This is a genomic window from Gottschalkia acidurici 9a, assembly GCF_000299355.1.
In the GTDB taxonomy this organism is placed as follows: domain Bacteria; phylum Bacillota; class Clostridia; order Tissierellales; family Gottschalkiaceae; genus Gottschalkia; species Gottschalkia acidurici.
The window spans coordinates 1,225,120-1,245,518 of record NC_018664.1; the positions used below are offsets into that span (position 1 = coordinate 1,225,120).

Consider the following 20,399-nt stretch of genomic DNA (forward strand, 5'->3'; position numbering starts at 1 on the left):
ATAAAGGAAGAACTTATATGATAGAGCTTATTCTAGAAGTAATATGGGAACTTTTTTCTTACCAGGCTAAGCCTAAAGATAGAATTATAGTTATTGTAGTATCTGGATTAATACTTATGGTGATTTTTTTTACTATGATTTACTTTGCTAAAAAAATATAATAAAAAATATAAGATTATACTTAAATAATATAAAAGAATTTAACAATTTGTAATATAGTAAAAGTTTAATTTGTTTGGAAGGGCAAATGAATGAAGAAGAAAAGAAATGTTAATACAGAAGGCTTGAGAGTTTGCTGAAAAGAAAAATTAATTATTCAATTAGTTGAAGCTGAAGAATTGAAAGATGAAAATAGAAGTATAAAGTAGAGTTACAATTGTAAAATAACGTGAAGCAATGTAGGAGGTGATTACGGTGGGGAATAATAAAGTAGATAGAGGTTTTGAACCTATATATTGGAGATTAACCTATAGACGTAAGTTTATTAGAACATTGTGGTTGACTCCAATTAATATTGTTGTATTACTATTAGTATGGAATTCAGATAATAGCACTTCAGTTAAGACTATAACTACAATAATTCTTATTCTACTTAATTTAACACAATTGATATATAATTATATGAAGTGGAAAAAGGTAATAAACGATGATAACAAAAACGATTAATTGAGAACAGAGTTATTTAATTCGTATCATTTTTTTATGAATTATTAACAAAATTATTAACGTAACTCGTTATGCTAGTTGATTTTTTATATTGAGATTATTTGTTTTAAATTACTAAGTTATTTATATGTTTAAATATTAATATGATATTTCCAATACTCTTAGGATTTAACTAGCACAACAGGTTAATGTAGTATACATATAAAATAGTATAAAAAGAAAGGAGGTGTACTTTAGTGAGAATTTGTACTTATAATATACTCCCTCACTAAAGATAAGAAATGAAAATACTTATAGATGCTGATGGATGTCCTGTTGTTAAGATAGCTATAGAAGTAGCTAAAGAATATCGAGTAGAAGTACTAGTAGTTAAGAATTATTCACATGAAATAGAAGATACATACGCTACTATAATCACAGTAGATAATTCAAGTGATAGTGCTGATTACTATATTGTAAATAAAGCTGGTAAAGGTGATATAGTAGTAACTCAAGATTATGGACTTTGTGGAATGGCTCTTGCTAAAGGAGCTATTTGTATAAATCAAAATGGTCTTATAATATCTGATAAAAATATAGAAGAATTGTTAAGTCGTAGACATATTAATAGAGAGATAAGAAGAAAAGAAGGAAAATATACTAAATTTAAAAAACGAAGTAATGATGACAATGTGAAATTTAGGAATAAATTTAGAGCCTTAGTGGAGGAATTACATTGAGATTATTAAATAATGATAGATATTTAAGACAAATAGAACTCTGCAGAGACAAGATATCTTCATTTTCAGACTATCCTTTTTCTCTAGATTCAGTTAAAAATTTATTTAATATCGAATTGCATCCTAAGGTAACGTTTATAATAGGAGAAAATGGCACTGGTAAATCAACTATATTAGAGGCAATAGCTGTATCTTATGGATTTAATCCAGAAGGAGGAACTAAAAATTTTAACTTTTCAACTAAGGAAACACACTCAGATCTACATGAATACATAAGGCTAATTAAAGGAATAAGAAAGCCAAAAGGTGGATTTTTCCTTAGAGCTGAAAGTTTTTACAATCTTGCTACAAATGTAGACAACATAGGTGCTATTAGTTCATATGGAGGAAAATCATTACATAATCAATCACATGGAGAATCTTTCTTTTCAGTTTTTATTAATAGATTTATAGGAAATGGACTATACATTTTAGATGAGCCTGAGGCTGCTTTATCACCATCAAGACAAATGGCTATGCTTTCTAGAATTAATCATTTAGTTAAGGAAAACTCTCAATTTATAATAGCAACACACTCACCAATACTAATGGCATATCCAGATTCTATAATATATGAGTTAAATGAATATGGATTTAATAAAATAAAGTACGAGGATACTGAACACTACCAGATAACTAAAGCATTTTTAAATAATACAGAAAATATGCTAAACATTCTTTTGAATGATGAAGATAACTATTAATACTTGATTTTGTAATGGTGATATAAAAATACATGCAAATATTTAGGGCTAAGTTTAAAAAGTATTAAAGCGTATCAGATAAGTTATATGTATATAGAAATATAAAAAATTTACTGCTAAGAAGTTTTTTAGGACAATCATTATTAATACTTATCATAATAGAAAAATTGAAGAATGCCAAGTTAGTAATAGAAAATGTTCATTATATTTAATTGATAAACCTTTAAGTAAGGATTAAAAATAGTACATAAAATAAAAATACACTATAGATTGCCATCTGTTTTATTGTGATGATTATTTTTAAGTATTGATAAATTTTATATATCTATATGTTTATATTGATATTATCAAATTGACTTTTATATATACGTTAGATAAAATACTCTAAAAGTGACGAAAATGAGTTACTAAAATACTTTATTACAAACGGAGGATATAATGAAAAAAAGAACTAGCTTAAAAATATTGACAATCATGACTTTAGTTAGCTTAGCACTTATGGGTTGTACATCAAAAACAGAGAAGTCGGGAGAATCAGGTAAAAAAGCTAAAGAATCGAATGTTGAATATGATACAAAGTTAAATATTGCTGTTACAGCACAGCCACCTACAATCGATGCTCCTATGACTGTATCTCAAGTTGCTTTAGACATTGCTCAAAATATGTTTGAGACACTTTATACTTTAGATAAAGATTATAAGCCAACCCCAATGCTTGCAAAGTCAGTCGATATATCTGAGGATAATAAAACCTATACATTTACATTAAGAGAAGGGGTAAAGTTCCACAATGGAAAAGAGATGACATCTGAAGACGTAGAAGCATCTATGAATAGATGGCTTGAGAAATCATCGAGAGCAAAATCACTTATTCCAAATGCAAAATTTGTTAAGAGTGATAAGTATGTAGTAACTCTTAACCTTGAAACCCCAGCAACAGAAGTACTGACAATAATGTCTTCACAGGCAAATTTTCCTGCTATACTTCCTAAAGAAGTTATTGAAAATGCACCAACTGAAGGTATTAACGAATATATTGGAACAGGTCCTTTTAAATTTAAAGAATGGAAACAGGATCAATATATTCACTTAGTAAAAAATGAAGACTATCAAGCACTAGATACTGCGGCAAGTGGGAATGCTGGGAAAAAAGAGGTTTTTATAAACGATTTATACTATCACTTTGTTCCAGACTCAGCTACTAGAATAGCTGGATTAGTATCTGGAGAGTATGATATTGTTGATGATATACCTGCTGAAAGTTATCAAGAAGTTAAATCACAACAAGGAATTAATCTTCATACAGATGCGGGTGGAACTTTAACATTATTCTATAATGTTACTGAAGGAATTCTTGCAAATCAAAAAATGAGACAAGCAATTGAAATAGGATTAAATATGGAAGACATAATGCTTGCAAGTTATATAGAGTCAGATCTTTTTGAACTTGCACCAGGTTATATGAATCCATCACAAAAGCAATGGTATAGTGAAGCTGGTAAGAATGTATATAATAAAAAAGATGTAGAGAAAGCTAAAAAACTTCTTAAAGAATCAGGGTACAATGGAGAGAAAGTAAGACTTCTTACGACCAAAGATTATGCTTCAATGTATTCAGCAACTTTAGTTGTACAAGATCAATTAACAAAACTTGGAATGAACGTAGAGGTTGAGGAATATGATTTTCCGACGTTTATGGAAAAGAAACAAGATTTTAAAAATTGGGATATATTCATAACAAGTAATTCATATCAACTACTTCCACAACAATTACTTGTAGTCAATAAGGAATGGGCTGGAGCTAACGATCCAATGATTCAAGAGCAGTTGTCAAAAATACGTTCAGCTAAAACAGAAGACGAAGCTAAAAAAGAGTGGGATAAATTACAAGAGTTTCTTTATACTTATCTATCTTCGTCAGCAATAGGACAGTACAAAAGTATAACTGCATCATCTGATAAGCTGGAAGGCTTTGAGGTTTTTTGAATCTTCTATTCCTTGGAACACTAAGGTTAAAAAATAGATAAAGAAATCCTTCGTTACCTAAATGGGAATGAAGGATTTACTTTTTGAAATAAAGAAATAGGAGGAATATTTATGGGGAAGTATATTGTCAAAAGAATACTATCATTAATTCCAGTATTAATTATTGTATCTTTAATAGTATTTTCAATAATGCACCTTACTCCAGGAGATCCAGCTGTGGTCATTCTAGGAATGGAGGCAACACCTGATGAAATAGCAAAATTAAATGAAGAACTAGGATTGAACTTACCAATTTATGAGCAGTATTTGAACTGGACTAAAGGTGTCTTAACTGGAGATTTTGGATATTCAATATTCATGAAAGAGCCTGTTCTTAACTCAATTTTAGAACACATGTCACCTACTATTTCATTATCTATATTTGCGGAAATAATAGCTTTGCTTATTGCAATTCCTGTCGGAATATTTTCAGCATATAACAAAGGTACAATAATTGATAGAACACTAATGTCTGCTTCTCTTTTAGGACTAGCGCTGCCAAGCTTTCTACTAGGATTGTTATTAATGATAGTTTTTGGTGTGAGTCTAAAGATTTTGCCTATTGCTGGATATAAGCCAATAAATCAAGGAATAATTGAACACTTAAGATATCTAATTTTACCAGCAATATCTTTAGGTACTATTCAAGCAGCTTTAATTTCAAGGATGATAAGATCTTCTATGGTAGACGTTATGAATACAAACTATATTAAAACGGCAAGAGCAAAAGGTGTTAAAGAATTTTGTATTGTAATGAAACACTCTATGAGAAATGCAATGATGCCTATACTGACAGTAATTGGTCAATCATTTGGGTCTTTAGTTACTGGAGCTGTTGTAGTAGAAACTGTTTTTAATATACCTGGAATAGGCCAATTAATTATAAATTCAATAAAAAGAAGAGACTTTGTTACTATACAAGGAGTTGTTTTGTTTGTAACACTTATATATATATTAGTAAATCTAGTTGTGGATCTTCTTTATGGAACTGCGGACCCTAGAGTTAGATTAGAAAAGGTTAAGGAGTAGCTATGGAAAAAAATCTAAATGAAGTGAAAAAAGAAAGAGAAGATTTAATTGCTAAACAAAGGAAAACCACTATGAAACGCTTTTTTATAACAAAACTATGATATTGGGACTAACTTTTCTTATAGCATTAAGCTTATTAATAGTTGTAGGATCTTATATACTTAAGTTTGACCCTTACAATATGTCTGTTACAGAAAGACTTAAACCACCAAGCTCAATACATTTTTTTGGAACAGATGAATTTGGAAGAGATTTGTTTACAAGAATTATATATGGTGGAAGAATATCTATGAGTGTTGGACTCTCAGTTACTTTAATATCATCATGTATAGGGCTTATAATTGGTCTTTATGCAAGTTACTATAGAAGACTAGATAATATTTTTATGAGAATTTGTGATGGAATGATGGCTATTCCAGGGATATTGTTAGCCATTGCTTTAATGTCAGCATTTGGATCATCAGTAGTAAATGTAATTATAGCCTTATCTATAGTTTATACGCCAAGTACTGCAAGGATTGTTAGGTCTCAAGCTTTAGTTATAAAGGAGCAAACTTATATTGAAGCAATAAGATCTCAAGGAGCAGGAACGTTTAGAATAATTTGGGGGCATATTGCTCCAAATGTACTATCTCCACTTATTGTACAAGCAACTTATATTTTTGCAGAAAGTATAATGTCTGAAGCCGCACTGAGCTTTCTAGGAGCAGGAGTACCAGCTCCAGAACCAAGTTGGGGGAATATAGTTCAATCAGGTAAAATTGCAATAACAAAAGCTTGGTGGCTAGTAGTAATGCCTAGTGTATTTATTGTGCTATCAGTATTATCATTAAATCTTGTAGGTGATGGTTTTCGTGACTTTATAGATCCAAGCGTAGTATTCACAAGAAAGAAATTGAGTCGGAAGCTTAAAGATAAAAAGGAGAGTAATTAAATATGGAAAATAAAAATTTTCTATTAGAAGTAAAGTTCCTAAAAACAATCTTTGAAACAGAAAGAGGACAAGTTACGGCTGTAGATGGAGTTTCTTTTAATATTAGACCGGGAGAGATAATAGGTATAGTTGGTGAATCGGGATGCGGAAAAAGTGTGACCGTTCAATCTATAATGAGGCTTTTTGACGAAAAGAATATTGTAACTTATGATGGTGAAATCTTATATAAAAGCAAGGACATTTTAAAAATGAAATACAAAGATATGCAGAAAGTTAGAGGAAATGAGATATCAATGATTTTTCAAGATCCTATTAGCTCGCTCAATCCGGTGTTTTCTATTGGAAATCAGCTAACAGAAGCAATTATTTTGCATCAAAATATATCAAAGAAAGAAGCTTGGAACAAAGGTATTGAAATGCTTAAACTAACTGGTATACCATCACCAGAAGTAAGGATGAAAGAATATCCACATCAACTATCTGGTGGAATGCAACAAAGAATAATGATAGCAATGGCTTTAAGTTGTAATCCCAGCCTACTTATTGCAGACGAGCCAACCACAGCTTTAGATGTAACAATACAATCTCAGATTTTAAACCTTATACTAGATATTAATAAAAGGCTTGGTATGGCAGTGATTTTTATAACTCATGACCTTGGAGTGGTTAGTCAAATTTGCGATAGAATAATGGTTATGTATTTAGGTAAAATTGTAGAAGAATCTGATAATAAAGATCTATTTAAAAGACCTCTTCATCCATATACAAAGGGACTTTTGAATGCTATACCTTCAATTGATGGTAAAAGAGGAGAAGTATTAAGTACTATCAAAGGTAGTGTTCCTTCACTATTTGACAGGCCAAAAGGATGTATATTTGTAAACAGATGTGAATTTGCAGATAAAAAATGTCACGATGAAGCACCAGAAATTGTAGAAGATAATGAAAGTCATTTTGTAAGATGTTTTTACTATAATGAAATTGAAACAAAAGCAGGTGAAAATAGTGGAAAAAAATAAAAAGATATTATTAAGCGTAAAGAATTTAGAAAAACATTTCTTATCAAATGAAAGTAATATTTTAGGTTTACTTTCAAAAAAGAATAAGGTTTCAGCGGTAAATGGCGTATCACTAGATCTTTACGAAAATGAAACTTATGGATTGGTTGGAGAATCTGGGTGTGGAAAAAGCACTCTTGCAAGAATTATAGTTAACTTAATTAGACCATTCTCTGGAGAGATTTTATATAATGGAAAGAATCTTTTAAATTTAAATGATAGAGAGCTAAAAAGTATAAGAAGAGATTTACAGATGGTTTTTCAGGATCCTTTTTCATCACTTAATCCAAAGAAGCGTATAGGTAAGATGCTTGAAGAACCATTAATTATTCATAATGTTGATAATAAAGAAGGAAGGCAAGAGAAGGTATTTGAGATACTAGAAAAAGTTGGATTAAAAGCTTCGCACTATTATAATTATCCACATGAGTTTTCTGGAGGACAAAGACAAAGAGTCAGCCTTGCTAGATCACTTATATTAAATCCTAAGATAATGGTATGTGATGAGCCTGTATCTGCTCTAGATGTATCAATTCAAGCTCAAATAATTAATCTTCTAAAAAGCTTGCAAAAAGAATTTGGGCTGACTTATTTATTTATATCCCATGATATATCGGTCATTAGATATATATCAGATAGAGTCGGTGTTATGTATCTTGGAAAACTTGTTGAAGAAGCCTCTGTAGATGAACTATTCAATAATCCAAAGCATCCATATACGATGGCACTATTCTCGTCAGTACCTAGAATAGGAAAACAACATATTAAATCTGAAATGAAAATTACCGGGGAAATTCCATCACCTCTTAATCTTCCTAAAGGATGTGTTTTTCATACAAGATGTCCTAATGCTATAGATATTTGTAAAGAAAAGTCTCCAGAGTTTATAGAAAAAGATAATGGTCACAAAGTTGCATGTTTTTTATTAGATTAATTGGTTATGTTAGTTGATATTTTATATTGATATTAGTAATTTTAAAATGCCAACATTTAATACAAAAATATCAGTATAGTATTTTAAGTATATTTAAGATCTAACTATTACAACGTATTAAATTAAGTTTAAAGAAAATGATTTTAATGATAGATTTAAAGATATATCTATATAAATCTTTATTAAAATGAATAATGATGTACCTAATCTTACCCTATACTAGTTAAATATAATATTGTAAAAAATAGAAGTCGTTAACCTGAATACTAATTTAGTAAAAGTTAACGACTTTGATTATCTGAACTAATTATACTTTTATTTAAGATATAGACCGGTATAGTAATTCTTATCATATTCAATATTTAAATCTTTACGTCCTAGTTTTTTTAGTTTCTCATCAATTATAGTCTTATCTTTATTTGGTTCCATAATATTGATAGTCTCATAAACTCCATCAACCATGTCAATAAACTTATCTATTGGTATACCTATTGCCATTTCATCTTTATCCCAGCCTGCCATATGTCTTGTTCCAGAACATAACATTGATATATTTATATCATTATTTTCGAAAGGATATGCTGTACATTCAGAACATATTGCTTGGTTACCTATAATCTTATAATTAACATTTGTACCATATTTATAAGTATATCCTTGAATTAGTCTCATGCTATTATAAGGGGTTGTGATAATAATAGCAACATCAGGAATAAATGAACACTTTTCAATTGGACCAACAAGAATACCATAAACCTTCTGTTGAATATTTGTAGTGTTATCTACTACCTTCTGTGATGTTTCAAGATCTTGATACATCTTTCTGTCTCTATATTGACATCCTGATAACCAATCATCAGTAGGATCGATAATTCCTAGGGCTCTTGCGGCAGAAAGACAAGCAAAGTTGTCTAAATCTGCTTTAAAAGTATAACCACTCGAAGCAAGTTTAACTAGCGTACAATACGTCATTTTATTTTTTAGTTTTTTTGCGGTACACTCACTAAATTCTTTTTCTGAATAAATAAGTTTTACTCCAATAACTTTACGTTTTAAGTCAAGAGCACAGTAAATTTTATCAATAGTTTCCTCTAAAATCTTATAATTCATCTTATCCTCTCCTTAATAAATAAAGAATACTACATTCTTTAATACAATAAAAAACTTGATATGATTTTAAAGAAGATAAATCATATCAAGTTTTAGAATCACTACTCAATTAAAGTAAAGGCTCCTTTAAATTGATTATTAAATTTTTTCTTGTACTCATCTGTTTTCAGAAGTTTCATCGCATCTACAGCCCATTTTGCATCAACATCTTTTTCTTTGACTACTAGCCCCATAGGGTAATTTGATGATAAAGGATCTTCATAAAGAAATATATTAGGATCGATATTACCTGTTTGCTGTGCAATAAATGCCATTGAGAAAACAGCATCAACATCTCTTATACTACTTGCTGTATTAGTAATTTCAACTTCAGTAAATTTTAAATTTTTTGGATTTTCGGTTATATCTAATCTAGTGAAAAAATTACCTTTCTTTTCTCCTAATTTTATTAAATTAGTCTCTACTAGCATTCGTAGACTTCTATCTTGATTAGCGGGATCATTAGGTATAATAATCATTGCATCATTAGGTATTTCAGCAATAGATTTGTATTTTGTAGAAAAAATTCTATATGGAGAGAAATAATAATAAGGTTCTACCATTCTTAAATCTGCATCATTTTCTTTATTAAAAGTTTCAATCCATGGAAGGTGATTAGCAAATAAAGCATCAATTTGACCTTCTTTTAGAGCAGTGGCCGGAATATTGTTACCATCGAACATAACTAATTCGGCTGTATTTCCACCTTTTTCAATTGCTTCTTTTACTAACTTGGTAGCGGCTTCTGTTGTTGGAACACAACCAATTTTTATATGCTTACTTTGAGACTCACTTGCTTTACCGTTTTCTTTGCTAATATCACTCTCTTTAGAACAAGACATTAAGAAAAGAGATACAATCGTAATTAAAATAAAATATATTGGTTTAATAAACTTCTTTTTCATATAGTCCTCCTTTGGTTGATAGATAGTTGTATTATTATTTACTATAGCTTTTTACTAGAATCTAAATAATATTTTTAACTATTATAGAGTATAAAATATAGTGAGTCAAGCTCAAGAACAATAGCTATATATGGCTTAGACACTAGCTTTATCAGTGTATAATGATTATGAAAGTATAACTATATAAAAAATAATAGACGAGCAAGTATATATAAATAATATCTATTGGACATGTATTGGAGTATTTATATAATATAAAATGTAGTAAATAAGAGAAATTTACACACAAATGAAGAGTATATCAATTACTTCTATTTTTATATTCAAAGATATCCTAATAGGAGTAAAAATGATTATATGAAAGTTGATGCGCATAATCAATAACTAATAATAACTAAGATGTATAAATTTTAATATGTTAAAAAATATAGTACTTAAGGAGAATGACTATGAAAAACTATTTACAGGATAGTGTAAAAAAACTTAATGCTGCACTAGAACTTGAAAGAAAAGTTGTAGGAGTGAAATTTCTTTTTAATAAAGATGAATTTGAAAATGCCGATGCAAGGTCTGTTAAAGGGAAGATGCCATACTGTGTTATGATAAGGAAAGCTACATTAGGATATGATATGAAAGTTATTTCAGAGAACTCAGGGTGCATTGGTGGATCAAATGCACTTGGGATGAAAGAACTTGAGAATTCATTGATATCAGGACAAGACTATAAAAATATAGGATTATATCGAGATATTACAACTTGCAGAAGTGCAATAAAAAACACATCTCGATTTAACTTTAGGATTTATGGGATTGAAATTAAACCACTTGAACAGTTTAATTATGATCCTGACATAGTAATTATAGTTTCAGACTCTTATCAGTCTATGAGAATAATGCAGGGATATACTTGTATGTTTGGAGCAGATTTTTCATTAAGAGCTACAGGAAATCAAGCTGTTTGCTCAGAATGTACAGCATATCCGTATGAACATAATCATATTAATATTTCATTTTTATGTAGCGGGACAAGATATAACAATAAGTGGAAGGACAGTGAGATCATGATAGGTCTACCATTTAACAAGTTTGAACTACTTGTAGAAGGAACCTATATGACGTTAAATGCAACAGAGCCAAATGAGAAGAAGAAAGAAATAGAATATAGATTAAAGGAAGAAAAAATTGATTTCAAAGTTGAATATGATAATGCTTATTATATGAAAAAGCCTCCTAAGAAAAATAAACTAGTATAAGAAATAGGAATTTTATAACATACACTAGAGCCATCCTACAATTTATATATTTATGGTAGAAAATGAGTAAGGTATAAGGTGGCTTTCATAATAAGATTAGGAGGGAGAACATGAAAAAAGGATTACTAATATTTACAATAATAATATCTTTTATGATAATTGTAATGTCTGGATGTGCAAAAAAAGAAAAACAAGATAAAGTTTCAGCAGATATAGTTAAGAAGAATATTAAAATAGGTACTTTTTCATCTTCCAAAATAGCAGCAGACTCTGGTAAAGAGGAATTAGAAAAAAAGGGGTACGAAGTAGAAATTGTAGTTTTTGATGATGCTGTATTACCAAATACTGCATTAGCCGAAGGATCTATAGATGCTAATTTATTTCAGCATACTCCATACTTGGATGCATATTTAAAAGATAATAATAAAGTATCATTATCAATGGTAGATCCGTTACTTTATTATCCTAATTACGGACTATACTCTTTAAAACATAAGGATATAAATGATATACCACAGGGGGGTACTATTGGAATCTATAATGATGCGTCAAATATGGATAGAGGTCTAAGATTACTAGATGCTTGTGGCTTAATTAAACTAACTGATGAAAAGAAAGATCTATATAGCAAGCTTGATATAATTGAAAATCCTAAGAATTTTAAATTTGCGGAGATGGCATTTGGTACAGCTGTTAGATCATTAGATGATACTGATGCATCTATAGCAGGAGCATCACATATACTACAGGCTGATATGGATCCAAAGTCAGCATTAGTTTTTGAGGAAGTAAACAATAATTTTTCATGTGGACTTACAGTTAGAACAGGAAATCTTGATGATAACTGGGTCAAAGATATGATAAAAGCATATACGAGTGATGATGCAAGAGAAAAGTTAAACAAAGGATATAAGGGAGCATCAACCCCACTCTATTAATGAAAATATAAATCTGATAGTTATGTACTAATAACTATCAGATTTTTTTATAACAAGATCTACAAATTAAAGTGTAGAGAATTCTTAGAGCATATATAGAAAATAGTTATAGCAAAACTAAAATGTATATATAACATCTATTGGAGTAAATTTATAAGTCAATATATAATGAAAAAAGTAGAAAACTGTTGTCGTAGAAGTTATTCCTATGATGAGTATGTTTGTCTTAAATAATTATAATATAGAAGCTAGGGCATAGTATTTAAATTTGAAGTACTACTTAAGTAATAATTATGAACTATGAATATGTACAAATATGATACTAGACAAGTGTGTAATATATCAGTTCAATAAATATAGGAGGGAAAACAACTTGATTGAAATATCTAATTTACAAAAGTCTTTTGGAAAAGTAAGTGTTTTAAAAGATATCAATCTTACTATTAATGATGGAGACATATATGGTCTTATAGGTAGAAGTGGTGCAGGCAAATCTACACTTCTTAGATGTATAAATGGACTTGAAACTTATGATTCTGGAAGCTTAAAAATAGATAAATTTGAAGTTAAGAGTCATGGAGAGCGAGAAATCAGAGAGTTTAGAAAAAATATAGGAATGATATTCCAACACTTTTCACTAATGCAGAGAAAGACAGTATATGAAAATATTGCATTGCCAATGGAATGTTGGGGATATAAGAAAGACGAGATAGATAAAAAAGTTAAAGAATTACTAGAACTAGTTGATATATCAGATAAAATAAATGATAAGCCAAGATCTTTAAGTGGAGGGCAAAAGCAAAGAGTAGCAATAGCAAGAGCACTTTCACTTGACCCTAAGATATTGCTGTGTGATGAAGCTACATCTGCATTAGATCCTAAAACGACGAAATCTATATTATCTTTACTAAGAGAAATAAACAAAAAGCTTGGAATAACTATTGTTATAGTAACACATGAAATGTCAGTCGTAAGGCAAGTTTGCAACAAAGTGTCAGTGCTGGATAAAGGGAAAATAGCTGCCAAAGGAAATGTTGAAGATATATTCTTAGATCAACCAGAATCATTAAGAGATCTTCTGGGAGAAGAAGATGATGAAGTGTTACCAAAGAAAGGAGTCAATATAAGACTAGTATACTCTAAGAGTGATATATCTGATAGCATTGTATCTAGTATGGCAAGAAAGCTAGATATAGACTTCTCTATAGTTTGGGGAAAGCTTGAAAAGTATAGAGATAGTGTTTTAGGCTCAGTAGTTATAAACACTGAAAAAGAAAATGAGGAACTAATAACTAACTATTTAGATGATATAGGGGTTAAATATGAGGTGATAAAAAATGAATAGCGATTCTATAGAACTTTTAAGTAAAATAGTTATTCCAGAGTTAGGAAAGACACTATATATGGTTATATTATCAACTATCTTATCTATATTTTTTGGATTTATAATGGCAATAATATTAACGGTAACAGATAAAGAGGGTCTTAAGCCTAATAAAGGAATCTATCAAGTATTAGATACGATAATAAATGTTGTTAGATCTTTTCCGTTCATCATATTAGTAGTAGCTATCATACCACTTACAAGAAAGATTGTAGGAACATCGATAGGGGAGAATGCAGCAATAGTACCACTAGTAATAGCAGGATCTCCATTTATAGCTAGATTAATAGAGGGAAGCTTAAAAGAGGTTGATAAAGGACTTATTGAAGCAGCTAGATCATTTGGAGCTTCTAATATGCAAATTGTTTTCAAAATAATGATTAAAGAAGCAGTACCTTCTATAATTTCAGGTGTAACACTTGCAATAGTTTCGATATTAGGATGTACTGCAATGGCAGGAGCAGTTGGTGCAGGTGGATTAGGAGCTATAGCTCTCACATATGGATATCAAAGTTTTAATGATACTATAATGTATGGAACAGTTATTGTATTAATTATAATCGTTCAAATTATACAAACATTAGGAAGTTTACTGTATAGAAGACTAAGATAAAGTTACTACAAGATTTTAAAATATCTATTCAAGCTTTAAAATATCTAAATTTAAGTATAGAAAATATAAGAAATAGAAGGGGGAGTTTAACTAATGGCAAGTTTAAGAAAAATTAGTTTACTAACACTAACAATACTAACGATGACATTAATGTCAGCATGTGGTGGACAAGGTGATAACAAGGGAGCTGATTCTAAAAGTGGAGACGGGAAAAAGGTAATAAAAGCTGGAACATCAGTATTATTTGAGGCTCCATTAAAAGCTGCAAAAGAGGATTTTGAAAAGATAAGCGGATATGAACTAGAAATAAAAGTATTTGATGATGCAGTAGCAACAGACATAGCATTGGCTGAAGGAGATATAGATGTAAATTTTTATCAACATGAGCCTTATCTTAATGCATTTAATGAAAGTAGGGGAACTAACTTAGTTAGATATGGTAAGAAAGTCCTTGCAAGTGATTATGGATTATATTCAAGTAAAATAAAAAGCTTAGATGAACTTAAAGATGGATTTACAATGAGTATACCCAACGATGCTAGCAATAGAGGAATAGCTCTTAAATTTTTACAAGATCAAGGATTTATAAAAATCAAAGAAAATGTTAAATTTCCAACATTAGTAGATATTATAGAAAATAAAAGAGATATAAAGTTTGTAGAAATGGATAGATTAAGCTTAGTAAAATCATTGGAAGAAGTAGATATATGTGCAATGCCATCCATATATATGTTCCAATCTGGTAAAGACCCTAAATCAGCAATAGTTTCTGGATACGATTCAGATGAACTTGCAATTATAATTACTCTAACAGAAGATAACAAGAATGTCGAGTGGGCTAAACATCTTGAAGAAGCTTTGACTAATGAAAATTCAAGAAAATTTATACAGGAAACGTATAAAGGTGCTGTAAAGCCCTTATTCTAGAAGCAACAAAATATAAAGGGGGGGACATACAGTGAGATTTAAGGATGAAATGACATCAAAGGAAAGAATGACGGCTTACTTTAATAATGAAGATGTAGATAGACCACCATTTTCACTATCATTAGGAGAGCCAGCAGCTAAATTCATAAATATATCGTCTTATGACCACTATCATAATGCGGATAGAATGGTAGATATAGAGGAATATTGCTATAATCGATTTGGACAAGATGGAATTTCAATAAGAGCAGGATTACATGGTTTTGCAGAAGCTATGGGAAGTAAACTATACTTTCCTCAATATGGTCTTACTTTAGTAGAAGAGCCATTTCTTGCATCAAATGAAAATCACGACAAACTTAGTCCAGCAGATCCTCATAAAGATGGCAGATTACCTATATTTTTAGAAGCTTTAGAAAAACTCCAAGAGAGATGTGGTGAAATGGTTGGTGTAAGTGCATCAATACCAGGACCATTTACTACACTTAGTTCTTTAAGAGGGTCAGAAAATCTAATGAAAGATCTATATAGTAGGCCTGATATGGTTAACAAATGGTTGGACATTATAATGGAAACATTTAATTTATATATAGATGAAGCCTCAAAACTCAATGTAGGGTTTTTATTCGCAGAACCTATGGGATCATGCTCATTAATAAGTCCTAAAATGTTCAAAAAGTTTGTACAACCATATTTATCTAAGTGCTCAGATAGAATATTCAATAAAACAGGAAAAAGACCATCATTACACATATGTGGTCAGACAGAAAAAATACTAAAAGATTTAGCTGAAATTAAAGTAAGTTCTTTAAGTCTGGATAACGTTGTAGATATGGAGAAAGCAAAAGAAGAAATAGGAAAAGAAGTATGCTTAGTTGGAAATGTGAAGCCTGTTGAAACTATAGCAGATGGAACAAAAGAAGATATTTTTAACGAAGTTGGATATTTATTAGCTAAACTTCATGATAGTCCTAAAGGCTATATAATAGCACCAGGGTGTCAACTTCCTATGACCATAGATATAGAAAAAATAGATATGTTTGTTGAAGCAGTTCATAAGTTTAATAAGTTTAATTCAAAAAACAAAAAATAGATATATAGAGTAAAAGAGAAATAAACAGACTTATTATAATATGTCAATAGAATTAGTCACTAATTATATGAAGACTAAGGAGTAAATTTAGAGTTTAATCTTCAAAAGGAAGGTGTTTTAATGAAGATCTTTAAGGAAGAAATGACTCCAAAAGAAAGAATGGAAGCTTATTTTAAAGGAGAAGAAGTAGATAGATTACCTTGTAATCTTATGTTTGAAGAAACAGCAGCAGTATATGCAGGTATAAGCACAAAAGAATATTACTTTGATGCGGATAAGATGTTGGAGGCTGAGAAATTTATAGTAAGAGAATTAGGAGCAGAAAGTGCAGGAATAAATGTAACTTTACGAGGGATGGGAGAAGCACTTGGAAGTAAGATGGGCTATAACGATAATGGAGCATCATTTTTAATAGAGCCTATATTAAAAGATTATAAGATGCTAGAAAACATGGATATAGTGAATCCATATAAACAAGGTAGATTACCTATAATATTAAGAGCACTAGGAAAAATAAAAAAAGAATTAGGAAAAGAAATAAATATAGGTAGTGGAGTATCTGGACCTATGAGTGCTGCTTTTGCCATTCGTGGAGTTGATAATCTTATGAAGGATATGATAAAAGATAAAGAAAACTTACACAAATTATTAGCATTCATGACAGAGTGTAATTTAAGTTTTGTAAGAGCCGTTTATTCGGAGTATGGACTAGTATGTGGAATAGGGGATCCTTTAGCTTCTGGTAATTTGATAAGTCCAAAACAATTTGAAGAATTTGTCGAACCATATCTTAGAAAAACTATAGACGGTATATATGATATAACTGGAAAGAAGCCATCACTCCATATATGCGGTAAGACGAAAAATATTTGGCGTAGATTAAGAAATTTCAATATATCAACTTTCAGTGTTGATAATTGTGAAGATATTGAAGAACTAAAAAAATCGATAGGTGATAAGGTTAGTATATTAGGAAATATAGATCCAGTTTCTATTATAAGGAGTGGAACTATAGATGATGTGGATAAGGCAGTTAAATTATGTATAGAGAAAGCAGCTGACAGTCCAAAAGGATATATAGTTGGATCAGGATGTGATATACCTAGTCATGCTCCGATTGAAAATATAAAGGCTGTTACAGAGGCAGTTAAAAAATATAGTAGCAAAATTAGAATTCGGCAAGGTATTTGACTATAATCTATGTTTTAAATTTTAAAACTTTTTATAATAAAGGGAGGATAAAAATGAAAAAAATATTAGGAATATTAGTATCAGCAACTTTAGCGTTAGGGTTGTTTGGTTGTCAAGGGAAGACGGAGGACAAAAATGATCAATTAAACAGCAAGGGGTCAGATACTAAGCAAGAGATAACAATAGGAACATCGGTTATATCTAAAGATGTTTTAGAGGTAGCTCAAAAAGTTTTTAATGAAAACAGTGATAAGTATAAAATGAATGTAAAAGTCTTTGATGATGCAATAACTCCAAATATTGCAGTAGATGAAGGGAGTATAGATGCAAACTTCTATCAATACAAAGATTATTTAGATAATTTTAATAAAGATAGAGGAACAAAGCTTAAACCATATGGTAAAGAAATATTTGCTTTTCAAATAGGACTATATTCTGAAAAAATTAAGGATATATCTGAAATTAAAGAAGGTATGACTGTTGCTATAGCAAACGATGCAACTAATAGAGCGCTAGCATTAAAACTGTTAAATAAAGCAGGAATAATAAAAATTAAAGACGGAGTTGAAGTACCGAACGTATTAGATATTGCTGAAAATAAATATAATCTAAAATTTATAGAAGTTGAAAGATTAACTTTAGCAAATGCATTAAGTGACACTGATATGGCTATAGCTATGGCTGATGTTATTCGTGAAGCTGGCAAAGACTCAGAAAAAGCACTAGCTTTTGATCAAGAAGAAGGTATTGTATTAGTATTAAAAGAAGAAAAAGATTGGGCAGGAGAAGTAGAGAAAGCTTTAACAAGTGATGAAGTTAAAAACTTTATTCTAAAAGAAACAAAGGGAACAAAAACACCTTTATTTTAGAATGGAATTAATATATGAACCGTTTAGATTGTATAATTAAGACACATCTATATACCTAAAATAAAAAACATCTGTGCATATTTAAAAATATATTTTGCACAGATGTTTTTTATTTTCTAAAAAATTAATAGACTATCCAGTAAGAAACTAAACTATAGCAAGCAATTATAAATATAAGAGTGAAAAACTTTGATAGAATCAATAATTTAGTAATAGAGGCTGTCTATAGTCAGAAAAAAGTATATAGATATTATCAATTAGAAATATATCGGAATGTCGATATATAATAGATATTGAAATAAAAACACGAAAAATGAGAAGGAAGAGCGATAAAGATATTAGTTATATAACACAAAGACGACTATGATAAAAAGCAAAATGAGAGGAAATCAGTATAATGGAAAATAAAATAAAACTGGAAGTAGATAACATAAGCCACTACTATGAGTCTAAAGATGGCAAGTTAGTTCATGCTTTAGACAATATAAATTTATCTGTAAAAGAAGGTGAATTTCTAGCTATTGTTGGCTCAAGTGGTTGTGGTAAAAGTACTTTATTAAATATAATGTCAGGAATGATAAAACCAACTGAAGGTAATGTAATGATAGACGGGGAGACGCTTAATTTCAATAAACATAAAATCGGATATATATCTCAATCAGATACACTTCTTCCTTGGAGAAAGATTTTGGACAATGTAGCTATTGGACTAGAAGTTGAAGGAGTTTCTAAAAAAGATAGATATGATATGGCAAAAAAACTTATGGAGACTAGTGGGCTTTCTGGATTTGAAGATAAATATCCATATGAACTATCTGGAGGTATGAGAAAAAGAGCTATTATTATTAGGGCACTTGCTACAGACCCAGAAATTATTTTCATGGACGAGCCTTTTGGACCATTAGATGTGTTTACTAAGGAGTTGTTACAAAGTGAAATACTGAAAATATGGAGCGAAAGAAAAAACACAATTATATATATAACTCATGACATAGCTGAGGCTATTACCCTAGCAGATAGAATAATATTGATGAGCTATAGACCTTCAAGTATAAAATCTCAATATAAAATAGACTTACCTAGACCAAGGGATATTCAAGATCTTAAACATAATAGTCAGTTTATAGAACTAGAAAAACATATATGGAGTGATATAAAAAATGAAGTTCTTAAGGCTAGAGAGGAGGAAATGATGAGTGTATGAAAACAAGTAACAAGATAATAGATAAGTTCTATAGTGTTATATTCATTATGGTCTTCATTATAATCTGGCAGATTGCAGCGAGTAAGGAGCTTATAAACACTTTTCACTTTAGCTCTCCCCTAGAGATAATTCAAGACTTAAAACTATTGTTTCAAACAGGTGAAATATGGCCTCATATAAATGCAACGTTTGGAGTATCACTTATAGGGCTAGTATATGGGACTGTTTCTGGAGTTGTTATAGCGTTTTTATTTGGCAACTTCAAAGTCCTACCCAAAATATTTGATCCTATTTTAGTTGGACTCTATGGATTACCAAAATTAGCATTAGGTCCTCTTTTTATAATATGGTTTGGAATAGGAATTCAAGCAAAGATATTTATGTCTACAATTATGGTATTCTTTCTAGTATTTTTTAATGCATATGCTGGCTTTAGGGATGTAGATGTAGACTTAATAAATACTCTTAAGATAATGGGAGCATCAAAACTTCAAATTATACTAAAGGTAACATTGCCATCATGTGTTCCTTGGATTGCAGCAAGTTTACGTGCAGGTGCAGGCTCAGCTGTGATGGGTACTATTGTAGGAGAATACCTAGGTTCAAATAAAGGACTTGGTTGGATGGTTCAATCAGCTGGTGGAGTCTATAATATCACAAGAGTATTATCCTGTATATTTATCTTATTATTTTTAATGTCATTAATAGATGGAATGTTAAAGCTTATGGAAAAAAGAATTCTTTCTTGGAGACAAGAGAATTGAT

General features: G+C 30.0%; 21 protein-coding genes. 19 read left to right on the plus strand and 2 right to left on the minus strand.

Annotation, left to right across the window (positions count from 1 at the left end; translation table 11 throughout):
• Positions 1–17: 17 nt before the first annotated feature.
• The 9 genes from CURI_RS15775 (at position 18) to CURI_RS05760 (ending at position 8,108) form a co-directional block, all read left to right on the plus strand.
• Positions 18–161 carry a hypothetical protein gene (locus CURI_RS15775; RefSeq protein WP_187287421.1) on the plus strand — a complete coding sequence of 48 codons (144 nt, stop codon included), beginning with the start codon at positions 18–20 and terminating at the stop codon, positions 159–161.
• A gap of 253 nt (positions 162–414) precedes the next feature.
• Positions 415–666: a hypothetical protein gene (locus CURI_RS05725; protein WP_051003973.1), complete on the plus strand. Its 252-nt coding sequence runs from the start codon at positions 415–417 to the stop codon at positions 664–666.
• Between the two features lie 281 nt (positions 667–947).
• A complete protein-coding gene (locus tag CURI_RS05730) occupies positions 948–1,385 on the plus strand; it encodes a YaiI/YqxD family protein (RefSeq protein ID WP_014967284.1) in 438 nt (145 codons plus the stop codon).
• Positions 1,382–2,128, plus strand: coding sequence for an AAA family ATPase (locus CURI_RS05735; RefSeq protein ID WP_014967285.1), 747 nt, complete (start codon positions 1,382–1,384; stop codon positions 2,126–2,128). The genes CURI_RS05730 and CURI_RS05735 overlap by 4 nt, the downstream gene beginning before the upstream one ends.
• 438 nt (positions 2,129–2,566) lie before the next feature.
• Positions 2,567–4,114 (plus strand): ABC transporter substrate-binding protein, encoded by a 1,548-nt coding sequence (locus tag CURI_RS05740; protein WP_014967286.1) that lies wholly within the window; start codon positions 2,567–2,569, stop codon positions 4,112–4,114.
• 111 nt (positions 4,115–4,225) lie between these two features.
• Positions 4,226–5,182: an ABC transporter permease gene (locus CURI_RS05745; RefSeq protein ID WP_014967287.1), complete on the plus strand. Its 957-nt coding sequence runs from the start codon at positions 4,226–4,228 to the stop codon at positions 5,180–5,182.
• 97 nt (positions 5,183–5,279) lie between these two features.
• Positions 5,280–6,116 carry an ABC transporter permease gene (locus tag CURI_RS05750; RefSeq protein WP_014967288.1) on the plus strand — a complete coding sequence of 279 codons (837 nt, stop codon included), beginning with the start codon at positions 5,280–5,282 and terminating at the stop codon, positions 6,114–6,116.
• 2 nt (positions 6,117–6,118) lie between these two features.
• The gene (locus CURI_RS05755; RefSeq protein ID WP_014967289.1) at positions 6,119–7,135 is read left to right on the plus strand and encodes an ABC transporter ATP-binding protein; all 1,017 of its coding nucleotides are present in this window, start codon (positions 6,119–6,121) and stop codon (positions 7,133–7,135) included.
• Complete coding sequence (locus tag CURI_RS05760) at positions 7,122–8,108, plus strand: ABC transporter ATP-binding protein (RefSeq protein WP_014967290.1); 987 nt, start codon at positions 7,122–7,124, stop codon at positions 8,106–8,108. Before CURI_RS05755 ends, CURI_RS05760 begins: the two co-directional genes overlap by 14 nt.
• Before the next feature lie 315 nt (positions 8,109–8,423).
• On the opposite strand, the gene CURI_RS05765 is transcribed toward CURI_RS05760, so the two are convergent.
• Positions 8,424–9,218, minus strand: a complete 795-nt coding sequence (locus CURI_RS05765; protein WP_014967291.1) for a DUF169 domain-containing protein — start codon at positions 9,216–9,218, stop codon at positions 8,424–8,426.
• 101 nt (positions 9,219–9,319) lie between these two features.
• Positions 9,320–10,162 carry a MetQ/NlpA family ABC transporter substrate-binding protein gene (locus tag CURI_RS05770; protein WP_014967292.1) on the minus strand — a complete coding sequence of 281 codons (843 nt, stop codon included), beginning with the start codon at positions 10,160–10,162 and terminating at the stop codon, positions 9,320–9,322.
• Positions 10,163–10,611: 449 nt separating this feature from the next.
• Between CURI_RS05770 and CURI_RS05775 the strand changes: the two genes are divergently transcribed.
• From CURI_RS05775 to CURI_RS05820, 10 genes are all read left to right on the plus strand, one after another.
• Complete coding sequence (locus CURI_RS05775; protein WP_014967293.1) at positions 10,612–11,415, plus strand: DUF169 domain-containing protein; 804 nt, start codon at positions 10,612–10,614, stop codon at positions 11,413–11,415.
• Positions 11,416–11,525: 110 nt separating this feature from the next.
• Positions 11,526–12,353: a MetQ/NlpA family ABC transporter substrate-binding protein gene (locus CURI_RS05780; protein WP_014967294.1), complete on the plus strand. Its 828-nt coding sequence runs from the start codon at positions 11,526–11,528 to the stop codon at positions 12,351–12,353.
• Positions 12,354–12,726: 373 nt separating this feature from the next.
• Positions 12,727–13,698 carry a methionine ABC transporter ATP-binding protein gene (locus CURI_RS05785; protein WP_014967295.1) on the plus strand — a complete coding sequence of 324 codons (972 nt, stop codon included), beginning with the start codon at positions 12,727–12,729 and terminating at the stop codon, positions 13,696–13,698.
• Complete coding sequence (locus tag CURI_RS05790) at positions 13,691–14,350, plus strand: methionine ABC transporter permease (RefSeq protein WP_014967296.1); 660 nt, start codon at positions 13,691–13,693, stop codon at positions 14,348–14,350. Before CURI_RS05785 ends, CURI_RS05790 begins: the two co-directional genes overlap by 8 nt.
• Before the next feature lie 93 nt (positions 14,351–14,443).
• Positions 14,444–15,277, plus strand: a complete 834-nt coding sequence (locus tag CURI_RS05795) for a MetQ/NlpA family ABC transporter substrate-binding protein (RefSeq protein ID WP_014967297.1) — start codon at positions 14,444–14,446, stop codon at positions 15,275–15,277.
• Positions 15,278–15,308: 31 nt separating this feature from the next.
• Positions 15,309–16,370 carry a uroporphyrinogen decarboxylase family protein gene (locus CURI_RS05800; protein WP_014967298.1) on the plus strand — a complete coding sequence of 354 codons (1,062 nt, stop codon included), beginning with the start codon at positions 15,309–15,311 and terminating at the stop codon, positions 16,368–16,370.
• A 120-nt stretch (positions 16,371–16,490) separates the two neighbouring features.
• Positions 16,491–17,561, plus strand: a complete 1,071-nt coding sequence (locus CURI_RS05805; protein WP_014967299.1) for a methylcobamide--CoM methyltransferase — start codon at positions 16,491–16,493, stop codon at positions 17,559–17,561.
• A gap of 53 nt (positions 17,562–17,614) precedes the next feature.
• The gene (locus CURI_RS05810; RefSeq protein ID WP_014967300.1) at positions 17,615–18,430 is read left to right on the plus strand and encodes a MetQ/NlpA family ABC transporter substrate-binding protein; all 816 of its coding nucleotides are present in this window, start codon (positions 17,615–17,617) and stop codon (positions 18,428–18,430) included.
• A gap of 397 nt (positions 18,431–18,827) precedes the next feature.
• Positions 18,828–19,634, plus strand: coding sequence for an ABC transporter ATP-binding protein (locus CURI_RS05815; RefSeq protein WP_014967301.1), 807 nt, complete (start codon positions 18,828–18,830; stop codon positions 19,632–19,634).
• On the plus strand, positions 19,631–20,398 hold the full coding sequence (locus tag CURI_RS05820) for an ABC transporter permease (protein WP_014967302.1): 768 nt from the start codon (positions 19,631–19,633) through the stop codon (positions 20,396–20,398). Before CURI_RS05815 ends, CURI_RS05820 begins: the two co-directional genes overlap by 4 nt.
• Position 20,399 lies beyond the last annotated feature (1 nt).